The sequence below is a fragment of the Sphingomonas sp. Root241 genome, from assembly GCF_001428865.1.
Classification (GTDB): Bacteria; Pseudomonadota; Alphaproteobacteria; order Sphingomonadales; family Sphingomonadaceae; genus Sphingomonas.
Genome location: NZ_LMIV01000001.1, coordinates 2,046,100 through 2,059,170, shown reverse-complemented (window position 1 = coordinate 2,059,170; position 13,071 = coordinate 2,046,100). Strand labels below are relative to the sequence as shown.

General features: G+C 65.0%; 6 protein-coding genes. All 6 read left to right on the top strand.

Translation table 11 applies throughout. The features are described 5' to 3' along the window. The first annotated feature begins 249 nt into the window (after positions 1-249). The 6 genes from ASE13_RS19795 to ASE13_RS09440 all read left to right on the top strand — a co-directional run bounded on the left by ASE13_RS19795 (position 250) and on the right by ASE13_RS09440 (position 13,056). On the top strand, positions 250-6,717 hold the full coding sequence (locus ASE13_RS19795) for a M10 family metallopeptidase C-terminal domain-containing protein (protein WP_056613862.1): 6,468 nt from the start codon (positions 250-252) through the stop codon (positions 6,715-6,717). Positions 6,718-7,148: 431 nt separating this feature from the next. Next, on the top strand, positions 7,149-7,796 hold the full coding sequence (gene paoA, locus ASE13_RS09460) for an aldehyde dehydrogenase iron-sulfur subunit PaoA (protein ID WP_268801290.1): 648 nt from the start codon (positions 7,149-7,151) through the stop codon (positions 7,794-7,796). Next, positions 7,793-8,743: an FAD binding domain-containing protein gene (locus ASE13_RS09455; RefSeq protein ID WP_056613858.1), complete on the top strand. Its 951-nt coding sequence runs from the start codon at positions 7,793-7,795 to the stop codon at positions 8,741-8,743. The genes paoA and ASE13_RS09455 overlap by 4 nt, the downstream gene beginning before the upstream one ends. 3 nt (positions 8,744-8,746) lie before the next feature. Beyond that, the gene (gene paoC, locus ASE13_RS09450; RefSeq protein ID WP_056613856.1) at positions 8,747-10,945 is read left to right on the top strand and encodes an aldehyde oxidoreductase molybdenum-binding subunit PaoC; all 2,199 of its coding nucleotides are present in this window, start codon (positions 8,747-8,749) and stop codon (positions 10,943-10,945) included. Positions 10,946-11,129: 184 nt separating this feature from the next. Further along, a complete protein-coding gene (locus ASE13_RS09445; RefSeq protein WP_056615049.1) occupies positions 11,130-12,323 on the top strand; it encodes a sensor histidine kinase in 1,194 nt (397 codons plus the stop codon). Then, entirely contained in the window at positions 12,313-13,056 is a 744-nt protein-coding gene (locus ASE13_RS09440) for a LytR/AlgR family response regulator transcription factor (protein WP_056613853.1), read from the top strand. The genes ASE13_RS09445 and ASE13_RS09440 overlap by 11 nt, the downstream gene beginning before the upstream one ends. Positions 13,057-13,071 lie beyond the last annotated feature (15 nt).

Here is a 13,071-nt window from a genome sequence, read left to right as displayed (position 1 = left end):
CAAGTCACACCTGGACATTATCCTCAAAACCGTCGGTGATTCGATCCTGCTCCCACCCGGATTCCTGATTTGTCACCCCTCGACGCATATCGACCTGAATCGGCATGGACGGCCTCCGCGCAGATCGGCAGCGCTTGACAGATTTATTTTTTCGTAAAGCATAGCGTCACTTGGCTCCGTTCCGCGAGCAGGGCGCACAATCGAACTCGCGGTACGGACGATGCGATCGGGCCACACAGGGGACCACGAATGAGCACTTCCGAATTCGGCAACAGCACGTCCGGTGACCAGCCTTCCGTCTCCTGGGATCCGCTGAGCGAAATCGTTCACGACAAGGTGGTGGAGGGATGCGGCTGTGCAGCGTGCCAGGCCGCCACGAAGGACGACGACGACGGGGCTTCCGGCGGTGGCGGCGTCACCGACGCCAATCCCGAAGGCAACAATCTCGGCGTGCTGCTGCCGCTGGTCACCAATCCGGACGGCAGCAAGTCGATCACCGGCAACCGGAACGTCGATGCCGTCCTGATCGGCTCCAAATGGGGCACGCAGAACCTGACCTTCAGCTTCCCGGAGTCGGGCTCGAACTATAATGGCTCCGGCTACGACACCAACGGCGTGAGCCAGTACCAGCTCGAGCTGGGCTCGATGCAGCAGGCGGCGGCGCGCGCGGCCTTCGCGCAGATCTCCGCGGCGACCGGGCTGACGTTTACCGAAATCACCGAAACGGACACGGTCCACGCCAACATCCGGATCTCACAGACCGGCGACTCCGACGTTGCGTCCGCTTATGGCGGGTTCCCGTCCGACACGCGCGGTGTGGCGGGCGACATCTGGTTCGGCCGCAACAACCAGCCTTATTACGACATGGCCACTGAAGGCACGTGGGGCTTCGCCACGATGATGCACGAGATCGGCCACACCATGGGGCTGAAGCACGGGCACCAGGACTATACCAACTCCGATCTGTCCTTCTATTTCGGGACCACCCCGCGCTTTGGCACTCAGTCCCTGACTCCCGACCGTGACGGGCAGTCTTGGTCGCTGATGACCTATACGCCCGCACCCTTCACCAACAGCAACTTCGCCGGCGAGAAGGTCAACCAGCCCCAGACCTACATGCAGTACGACCTGGCCGCGCTGCAGTACATGTACGGTGCCAACTACAACACCAACGCGGGCGACAGCGTCTATACTTTCAGCCAGACGACTGGGGAGATGTTCATCAACGGCGTCGGTCAGGGCGCGCCGTCCGGCAACAAGATCTATCTCACAATTTGGGACGGCGGCGGCAACGACACGATCGATGCCGGCAACTACGCCAATGGTGTCACCATCGACCTGCGCCCGGGTGAGTTCTCCACTGTCGATCAGGCCCAACTGGCCAACAATCTGGCCTATCAGAACCTGACCAATCTGGCGCCCGGCAACTTCGCCATGTCGCTGCTCTACAATAACGACGCCCGCTCGCTGATCGAGAACGCCAGGGGCGGGGACGGAAACGACATCTTCGTCGGCAATATCGCCAATAATCTTCTCGACGGCGGTGCCGGCAGCGACACGGTGATCTTCACCAACCCCACGGGCATCACCGTTACCCTGAACGACACGAACACCGATGTCATCGTCACGCATGATGGTGAAACCGACACGCTGCGCAGCATCGAGAACATCGGCGGCACCAGCGGCAACGACACCATCACCGGCAACAGCCAGGCGAACATCCTCGTCGGCGCCGGCGGCGCCGACGTCCTTACGGGACTCGGCGGCGACGACCGTCTGATCGGCGGCGGCTTCACGACCACCACGACCTATTCGGCGCCGTCGCAGGCGGACATCACCAAGGCGCAGTCCACCAACAACGGATCGATCGCCACGGCCGTGGACACGACAGGCGCCTTTGACGTCGATGCCAATCCGGACATCACGAACGCGGCCAGCCTTCCGCACGCGACGATCAACGCGACCGCGGCCGGCGGTGTGGTGGAATATTACAAGGTCGTGGTGACCCAGGCGGGCGCGCAAGCCATCTTCGACATCGACGGCAACGGCACGCTGACCGACAGCATCCTCGAACTGGTCAACAGCAGCGGCGTAGTGCTGGCGTCGAACGACACCGGGACTGGTGACGCGTCACCGGCCGGACATGACGACGCCTATCTGGTCTACACCTTCGCTGCGCCGGGCACCTATTACATTCGCGTAGGCCAGTGGACGGGCAGCAGCGTTGCCCAGCCGCTCACGGCGGGGATGACCTATCAGTTGAACATCTCGCTGCAGGGTGCGGCGGCCGTGACGACCACCGTCACCGCCAACAACACCAGCAGCGCGGTGCTCGACGGCGGCGAGGGCAACGACTTCCTCCAGGGCACGATCGCAAACGACGTCCTGAACGGCGGCAACGGCAACGACACCGCCTCGTTCGTGAACGCGTTCAGCGGCGGCTCCACGACGGGCGTCACGGTCGACCTCAACGTGCAGGGTGTGGCCCAGAACACCGTCGCGGCCGGTTTGGACACGCTGACCGGCATCGAGAACCTGATCGGCTCGGCGCTGAACGATACCCTCACCGGCGACGGCAACGACAACGTCATCGAGGGCGGCCTCGGCAACGACGTCCTGACCGGCGGCGCGGGGATCGACACCGTCTCCTATGCGGGCGCTTCGGCTGGCGTGACGGTCAGCCTCGCGGCGCAAGGATCGGCGCAGAGCACCGGCGCGGGCTCGGACACGCTCAGCGGCTTCGAGAAGCTCGAGGGCTCGGCGTTCAACGACAGCCTGACGGGTGACGCCAACGCCAACACCCTCTCGGGTGGCGCGGGCGACGACACGCTGAACCCGGGCGCGAACGCGATCGGCACCGTCGACCTGCTCGACGGCGGCGCGGGCAGCGACACCGCCTCGTTCGCCGACTCCGTCACGGCAGTGACGGCGGTGCTGACCGGCGGGACCGACGGCATCGCGATGGTCGGTGGCAGCATGGTCGCCACCCTGCGCAGCATCGAGAACCTGCGCGGCGGCTCGGGCGCCGACTTCCTCGTCGGCGATGCGAACGGCAATGTGATCGACGGCGGGCTCGGCGACGACATCCTGAACGGCGGCGACGGAGTGGACACGATCTCGTTCGCGAGCAGCGGCGCCGTCGGGATAGCCGTCAACCTCGCCACGCTGACCGCCCAGAATACGGGCGCGGGCAACAAGACGATCATCGGATTCGAGAATGTCCGCACGACCGCGGGCGCGGACAATGTCACCGGCGATGCCGGTGACAACGTCTTCTTCGAAGCCGGCGGCGCCGACGTCTATAACGGCGCGGGCGGCTCGGACACGGTGGACTATTCCGCCGCGACCTCGGTGGTGACGGTGAACCTGAACACCGTCGCGGCTCAGAACACCGGGACCTCCACCGGCTCCGACACGATCACCAACGTGGAAAACCTGATCGGCGCTGCTGCCTTCGCCAACACCCTCACCGGCGGAAGCACCACGGCCAACCGCCTTGTCGGCGGCGCGGTTGCCGATTTCCTGATCGGCAGCGGCTTGGGCGATACCCTGATCGGCGGCGGCGGCAACGACGTGATTTTCGGCGATTATGTGAATACCTTCAACACCGGGGCGACCACGGCTGACGGTGCCGATGTGATCGAAGGCGGCGCAGGCAACGACCAGCTCGTCGGCGGCATGGGTAACGACATCCTGCGCGGCGGCGACGGCGACGACACCCTGGTGGGCGGAATCGGCAACGGCACGGCTGCGGGCCTGAGCACGGTCTATACCAACGACGGCGGCCAGGACACCTTCGACGGCGGAGAAGGCTCCGACATCGCCTATGCCTATTACACCGACCAGACCGGCGGGATCGCGTTCGACCTGGCCAATGTGGCCGGCAACAGCGCCATCACCATGGGCGGCATTGCGGCAGGCTCCTTCACCAGCATCGAGCGGGTGATCTTCCGCGGCGGCTCGGGCGCGGACATCGTCAGAGGCGGCGGTACGCTCGACACCCTGGTCGGCAACGCCGGCGACGACGTCCTCGACGGCTGGTTCGGCAACGACACCCTGTCCGGCGGGCTCGGCAACGACACGCTGATCGGCGGCGAGGGGCTGGACACGGCCACCTATGTCAATGCGACCGCGGGTGTGAACGTCGACCTCCGGATCGCCGGAGCCCAGGACACGGGCGGCGAGGGCATCGACACGCTGAGCGGCATCGAATACCTCACCGGGTCGGGCTTCGGCGACACCCTGCGGGGCAACGACGTCTTCAACCTGCTCGTCGACAATGCCGTGGCCGGGGCGGCCGGCCAGACGGACTCGCTGTTCGGCTATGGCGGCAACGATAGCATCCTGGTCACCCGCGCTGCGGGGACGGTTGCCACCAACGTCAACATCGACGGCGGCGACGGGGACGATTTGCTGGAAGTGCGCTCCGGAACGCTGTCCGCGGCCCTCGCGACGAACCCGGACGGCCTGATCGGCAACACCTATGCGGCGCTAGGCACGACCGGCAATCGCTACCTCGACACTGTCGTGGTGGATGGCGGCGCCGGCAACGACCGGATCGTCCTGACGGCAGTAAAATCCGCGGTCGTCGATGCCGGGTCGGGCAACGACATCCTCAGCGTCAGCCTCCTCGGCGCGGCGACGGAGTCGAAACACACCCTCACGCTGGGCACGGGCCAGGACACGATCCAGCTCGCCGGCACCGGCGCAGTCGCCAGCACGACGGACCACGGCAACGTCGTCACCGACTTCAAGGTCGGCAACGCGGGCGACCGGTTCGAGATGACGACGTTCCTGAACGGCTCGCTGCTCGGCTACACGGCCAACTCCAACCCCTTCGCCAGCGGCCATCTCCGCCTGCTGCAGTCGGGGACCGACCTGCTGCTGCAGGTCGACCGTGACGCCGGTGCCGCCGTGAACGGCTTCGTGACTCTCTTCACGATTGCCAATGGCTACACCGGTGGGTTCACTGCCTATAATTTCGACGGCTTCATCGGCGATCTGGTCCTCACCGGCTTCGCATCCGACGAGACCATCACCGGTGCCACCGGCAACGACGTCCTCAGCGGCGCGGACGGCAACGACGTGCTGATCGGCTTGGCCGGGAACGACACGCTGGACGGCGGCAATGGCGACGACACTCTGTTCGGTGGTGAGGGTGACGACGTCCTGATCGGCGGCGCGGGCATCGACACGGCCAGCTACAGCGACGCGGCTGTCGGTGTGACGGTGAACCTCGGCCTCGCAGGCGCCCAGGCGACTGGCGCGGGCTCCGACACACTCAGTGGAATCGAGAATCTGATCGGTTCGGCCTTCAACGATGTTCTGACCGGCGCCGCAGGCGCCAACCTGCTGTTCGGTGGGGCGGGTGACGACCGTCTCGATGGCGGCGCTGGCGCGGATGGACTGACCGGCGGCACGGGCGACGACACCTATGTCGTCGATGATGCGGGCGACCTGGTGACCGAGCTCATCGGCGAAGGCATCGATACCGTCGAATCCTCGATCAGCTACACGCTGGGTGCGGAGCTCGAGAACCTGGTTCTCACCGGCACCGCCGCGAACGGGACCGGGAACGACTTCGCCAACAGCCTCACCGGCAACGATCTCGACAACATCCTCAGGGGCTATGCCGGGAACGACAGCCTGATCGGCAATGGCGGCAACGATACGCTGCTTGGCGGAGCCGGCGTCGACAGCCTGTTCGGCGGCTCCGGCAACGATCGCCTCGATGGCGGGGCAGATGGAGCGGCCGATACGCTGAAGGGCGGGATCGGCGACGACATCTACGTCGTGGGCGAGACAGGCGAGATCATCGAAGAACTCGGAGGCGAAGGCCGTGACCGAGTGGTCAGCTCGGTGAGCTTCACCTTGGGAGCCAATCTCGAGACGCTGGAACTCGTCGGTTCGGCGCAGAACGGAACCGGCAACGCGCTCGACAACCTCATCATCGCGAACGACGCCCGCAATGTTCTCGACGGCGGCGCGGGTATCGATACGGTCAGCTACGAAGCCTCCGACGCCGGCGTCCTCGTTCGGCTCGACACCGTCCGCACGGGGAATGTCGGGTTCTGGGGAAGCCTGGGCGGTGCGATCGAAGATTTCCTGCCGGACGGCCTCGGCGGCTATGCCACCGGCGACCGCCTGCTGAATTTCGAGAACATCACCGGTTCGGCCCATAACGACCAGCTGTTCGGCAACAATGTCGCCAACGTTCTGAGCGGCGGCGCCGGCGCCGACCTTCTGTACGGAGATGCGGGCGACGACGTCCTCGATGGCGGTGCCGGCCGCGACGTCCTTGATGGCGGGAACGGCAACGACAAGCTGTTCGGCGGAGCGGACTCGGATGTGCTCAATGGCGGCGATGGTGCGGACCGCTTGTACGGCGGTGCCGGCGACGACGTCATGGCTGGCGGCTCGGGCAACGACGTATTCGTGTTCGCTGAACTGGGCGGCCGGGACAGCATCACGGACTTCCGCCGCGGCCAAGACAAGATCGACCTGAGCGGTCTGGACGCCGACACGCGGACGGAAGCCGATGACTCGTTCCATTGGATCGGGAACCGGGCGTTCAGTGGAAGTGCCGGTGAATTGCAGTTCTACCGCGACCATGGGAACTACTTCCTTGCCGGCGACGTGAATGGCGACAGGATCGCCGATTTCGTGATCGGGCTGGACAACGTTCAACTGCAAAGCAGCGACATCTTCTTCGGTTAATTCGCCAACCGAACCGGCTCATCCAAGAAGGCGTCTCGGCTCACGTCGGGGCGCCTTTGGCCATGGAAAGGAGGGGGCGACAAGGCCCGGCTCCCGATTTTCGCCGTCACCCTCGAGCAGAAGGCAAGCTGGGCGAGAGGGCCGTTTATGGAGTGCCGGCACGAGAATCGTGCGGGCCGCATGTTCGGCACGAGCATTGCCGGTTGAGCCAGGTGGTCGGCCGATATCCCGGCTACCTGGCAACGTAGTTTTCCACATCCGGTTTCATGAAGTTCATTCATAGCTTCATCCCGTTTCAGCCGTCTAGTTGCCGCAGCTTCGCTGCGCTAAGCTCTCAACGCCGAACTGCAGACCTACGATCGGCACGGCGGCATGGTCGGCTGGCAGATCCGCCGGGCGCCCGTCTTGATCGAACCAAAGGAGCGTCGAATTTGTCCGAGGTTTCTCAAGAGCTGAATATCACGAGACGAGGCGTTTTGATGTCTGGTGGCGCGACGGTGGTGTTGACTACGGTGCCACCACTCGACGCCGAGGCGGCGCAGACCACTCCTGTGCAGCCCAAACCTTCGATGATGCCGGTTGCTTTCGAGGTGAACGGCCGCGGCCACGAACTTGAGGTCGACACCCGCACGACTCTCCTCGATGCACTACGCGAGCACCTAAAGCTGACCGGCACCAAGAAGGGCTGCGATCACGGCCAGTGTGGCGCGTGCACGGTGATCGTCAATGGTCAGCGGATCAACAGCTGTCTCAGTCTTGCCGTCCAGCATGCAGGTGACAAGGTGACGACGATCGAAGGTCTCGGCACACCCGACAGGCTCCATCCGATGCAAGCCGCTTTCATAAAGCATGACGGCTATCAATGCGGTTACTGCACCCCGGGGCAGATCTGCTCGGCCGTCGCAATGCTCGACGAGATCCGGGCGGGCGTCCCCAGCCATGTGCAGGCGGACCTCACTGCTCGCCCCGCCATGAGCAATATCGAGCTGCGCGAGAGGATGAGCGGCAATATCTGCCGCTGCGGCGCCTATTCCAATATCGCCGAAGCCATGGCGGAAGTGGCGGGGAGGCGGACATGAAGTCCTTCACTTACGAACGCGCCAGGACGCCGGCGGAAGCCGCCGCTGCGGTCGCCAACCGTCCCGGCGCCAAGTTCCTCGCGGGCGGCACCAACCTGCTCGACCTGATGAAGCTCGAGATCGAAACGCCGACGCACCTCGTCGATGTGCAGGACCTGAAGCTCGATCGGATCGAGAGGACCGGCGAGGGAGGGCTGAGGATCGGCGCTCTCGTCACCAACACCGCACTCGCCGCCGACGATCGCGTCCGTCTCGATTATGGCGTGCTGACGCGAGCGATCGTTGCGGGCGCGAGCGGACAGCTCAGGAATAAGGCGACTACCGCCGGCAACCTCCTGCAGCGCACCCGCTGTCCCTATTTCTATGACACCAACCATCCGTGCAACAAACGCGCACCCGGCTCGGGCTGCGCGGCGATCGGCGGCTATTCGCGCCAGCTGGCGGTAATCGGGTCGAGCGACAAGTGCATCGCCACCTATCCGGGCGACATGGCGGTCGCCATGCGCGTCCTCGACGCGACCGTCGAGACAGTGAAGCCTGACGGTTCGACGCGCGCAATCCCGATTGCCGAGTTCCACCGTCTGCCGGGCGACGAGCCGCAGCGCGACAACAGTCTCGATCGTGGTGAGCTCGTCACTGCGGTCACGCTGCCCAAACCGCTTGGCGGCACCCACGTCTACCATAAGGTGCGCGACCGCGCGTCCTATGCCTTTGCGCTTGTCTCGGTCGCGGCGGTCATCCAGCGCGACGGTACGGGTCGGGTTGCCTTTGGTGGCGTGGCGCACAAGCCGTGGCGGATCGAGGCGGCAGAGGCGGCGATGCGACAAGGTGCGCGAACTGTCGTTTCCCGCGTCTTTGCCGATGCCCGTCCGACTGCAGATAACCGGTTCAAGATCATGCTGGCCGAGCGCACGCTCGCCGGAGTGATCGCCGAGGCCCGGAGCTGATCAATGGAATTCAACGCACCCGCCGGCACCAACCTGTTTGATCGATCGAAAGTGGTGGGCAAATCGACGCCTCGCATCGATGGACCGCTCAAGACGACCGGCACCGCGCCCTATGCCTATGAGCGCCACGATGTCGTTCCCAACCAAGCCTATGGCTATGTCCTCGGGTCCGCGATCGCGAAAGGCCGCATCGTGTCGATGGACACGTCGGAGGCGCGCGCGGCCCCCGGCGTGCTGGCGGTGGTCGCGGCGCCCGAGACCAAGCCGGTCGGTAAGGGAATGCAGAACAACGCCCCCCTGTTTGGCGGCAGCGAGATCGCGCATTATCATCAGGCGATCGCCTGTGTCGTGGCCGAAACGTTCGAGCAGGCACGCGCCGCGACGGCCCTGATCCGCACCCGCTACGAGCGCGCCGACGGCGCCTTCGATCTCGCCCACGCCGCGCCGGGCGCCCCGCTTGCCGAAGGACAAGGTGGTAAGCCCGACCGTGAGACGATGGGCGACTTCGATGCCGCCTTCGCGGCCGCGTCGGTCAAGCTCGACGCCCGCTACACGACGCCCGACGAGAGCCATGCGATGATGGAGCCGCATGCCACCATCGCTGCCTGGGAAGGCGATCGCCTGACTTTGTGGACCTCCAACCAGATGATCAACTGGGCCAAGGAGAGCATGGGCAAAATTCTCGGCATCGACCCGGAGAAGATCCGAGTGGATTCGCCTTATGTCGGTGGCGGATTCGGCGGAAAGCTGTTCATCCGGGCCGACGCGGTGCTGGCCGCGCTCGGGTCGAAAGCCGCTGGGCGCCCTGTCAAGGTCGCGCTTCAGCGCCCGCTGATGGCAAACAACACGACGCATCGCCATGCCACCATCCAGCGCATCCGGATCGGCGCCGAGCGCGACGGGCGGATCACTGCGATCGCGCACGAGAACTGGTCGGGCAACCTCAATGGCGAGGACGGCGAGAACGGCACGCGGCAGACGCCGAAGCTCTATGCCGGCGCCAATCGCCTGATCGCAAACTATATCGCGACGCTCGATTTGCCCGAAGGCAATGCGATGCGTGCGCCAGGCGAGGCGCCGGGCCACCTGGCGCTCGAAGTCGCGATGGACGAGCTTGCCGAAAAGCTCGGCATCGATCCGATCGAGCTGCGCATCCGCAACGAGCCGCGAACCGTTCCGGCCAACCCGTCGCAGCGCTTCTCGGATCGCAATCTGGTGCGCTGCCTCCGCGAGGGAGCGGAGCGTTTCGGCTGGTCCAGCCGTCAGGCGAGGCCGGGCCAGGTACGCGACGGGCGCTGGCTCGTCGGCATGGGCGTCGCGGCGGGGTATCGCGGCGCCCCCACAGGGAAATCGGCCGCGCGGGTGCGGCTCGAAGCGGGCGGGCGCATCATCGTCGAAACCGACATGACCGACATCGGCACGGGCACCTACACCATTATCGCGCAGACCGCGGCTGAGACGATGGGCGTCCCACTCGACCATGTGGCCGTCGTGCTCGGCGATTCCCGCCATCCCGTTTCCTCCGGATCAGGTGGACAATGGGGTGCCGCAAGCTCCACCGCGGGCGTCTATGCCGCCTGTGTCAACCTGCGCCGGGCGATCGGGCAAAAGCTCGGCTTCGATGGCGATAGTGCGACCTTCGAAAATGGACGGATCCGCGCAGGTGACCGTACGCTGGTGTTGACCGAGGCCGGCGTCATCTCGGCTGACGGCGAGATGACCTATGGCGCGTTCAAGCGCGACTATGACGTAGGCACTTATGCGGCTCATTTCTGCGAGGTGGGCGTCGATACCTATACCGGCGAGACCTGCATCCGCCGTATGCTCGCGGTCTGCGACGCGGGCCGCATTCTGAACCCGCTATCCGCCCGCAGTCAGGTGATCGGCGCGATGGTCATGTCCGCCGGGGCCACGTTGATGGAGGAGCTTGCCGTCGACAAGCGTTTCGGCTTTTTCGTCAATCACGACCTCGCCGGTTACGAAGTGCCGGTCCATGCCGATATCCCGCATCAGGAATGCATCTTCCTCGATACGCTAGATCCGATCGTCTCCCCGATGAAAGCCAAGGGCGTCGGCGAGCTCGGGATCTGCGGTCCGGGCGCGGCCGTCGCGAATGCCATCTACAACGCCACCGGGGTGCGTGTGCGAGATTACCCGATCACGCTCGACAAGCATCTCGCCAAGCTGCCCCGGGTCGCCTGATCGACTGGAACCCGCTCTCGTCCTGGAGCTGCCCGACTGTTGGCGGCCAATTGCTGCTCTGCCTAGGAACCTGATCTCTCGAAAGCGCTTTGCGGCCACGTGTTTTCGATGAATGTTCGATGGTCTTCGATCAGCGACACTGCGCCATCTTCTCACCGCCGCCGGCCTGACGCTATGGTCCACCATGCTTGACGAATTTGCTGCGGACCCGCACGACGAACCTGCCCTTTCGCCACGTGTCGCCCTGCTGTCGATTGCCGGTTTCTGGTTGTTCTATTGCGCCATCGTCACGTTGCGGGCGGCGGTCATGGGACAGGCCTGCCAGCTCGACACCCTGGCGCGGCACCTCGTGCTCATGGTCTTCAGCATGGGGCTCACCTACCTGCTCTATTTGGTGTTGCGCAGGGTTGTAAGGAACTCGCTGCGACGCGGCATGATCGTCGCAGGCCTGCTGGCTGCGCCTGCGGCACTGGCCTTTTCGGCTGCCGACTGGGTGGTGTTCGAGGTCGTGAAATCACCATGGTCCGCGCCCGCCGCCCGTGCGGACAAAGCGCCCTCCGGTGCGGAGCAACCCCAGCCGGCGGGCCGGATGATGGTGCAGGTCGGGGGAACGAATGCCGACGACACCAATATGGAAGTGACCAAGATGATCGCGGATAGCGCGGTCAACAGCTATTTCTTCTTCGTCGGCTGGGCAGCGCTCTACCTGGCGCTTCGCTATGCCGCGGAGGTCGGCGCGCTGGAACGCAAGAACGCTGCGTTCCGTGCCGCGGCGCAGGCGGCCGAGCTTCGGGCGCTGCGGTACCAGGTCAACCCGCATTTCCTGTTCAACACGCTCAACTCGTTGTCCTCACTGGTCATGGCTGACAGGCGCCCCTCCGCCGAGCGCATGATCATCAATCTCTCGAGCTTCTTCCGGGCCAGCCTGGTCGGCGACCCGAGCGAGGATGTGCGGCTGGAGGAAGAAATTCGGCTCCAGCGCCTCTATCTCGAGATCGAACAGGTCCGGTTTCCCGTCCGCCTGCGCCTCGCCATCGATCTGCCGGATGACCTGCGCGGTGCCCTCGTCCCCGGATTGATCTTGCAGCCGCTAATCGAGAACGCCGTGAAATACGGTGTGTCGCGATCGCGCCGACCGGTCACGATCAGCATCCGCGCGAGCGACCGGCAGGGCTTTCTCCTTTTGTCGGTGCAGGACGACGGCGAACCCGGAGCGGCCGGCAAGGAGACCGTCGGAGGAACCGGCCTGGGCTTGCGCAACGTCGCCGATCGCATCGCTGCGCGGTTCGGCCGGGACGGCTATTGCCGCGCCCGCCCGCTCGATCCCGGCGGATTTCTCGTCGACCTCGCCATGCCGTTGACCTTCGATGAACGCTGAACCCGCCTTGCGCACGCTGATCGTGGACGACGAACCGCTCGCGATCGAACGGCTGGTCATGCTTTGCGCGCACGTCCCCAGCCTTTCGCTGGTGGGGACAGCGTCCGATGGGGAGATCGCGCTGCGACTGGCGAAGGCGCTGTCGCCCGACCTCGTGCTTCTCGACATCGCCATGCCGGAAGTGGACGGCATGGGTGTGGCGAAGTCGCTCTCCGCCGGAGAGCAGCCACCCGCCATCGTCTTTTGTACCGCCTTTGACGGCTTTGCCCTGGCGGCATTCGATGTTGCCGCAGTCGACTATCTGTTGAAGCCGGTGACGTCCGAAGGACTAGTCCGGGCGGTTGCGCGTGCGCGCAGGAAGATCGGCAGCCCCGAACACCGCGCTACCACCACGCAGTCCGATCGGATCGAGGAATTCTGGGTTCCGTATCGTTCGGAAATGGTGCGCATCGCGGCGATCGATGTCGATCGGATCGACGCGATGCGTGATTACATGTCCCTGCAGGTCGGGTCGCGCAGTTTCCTGCTCCACCAGACGCTGGGCGACCTCGAGCGCCGGCTGGACCCGGCCAGGTTCATCCGCGTCCACCGCTCGACGATCGTCAGGCGCGACTTCATCGCCAAACTCCGCCACGACGGACTCGGGATCTGGTACGCGATCCTGGCCAATGGAGCCGATGTCCGGATCGGCCGCTCCTATCTCGCGACGGTGAAGGCCTTGGCGGGCCGGTAAGTCCCCTCACCTCCA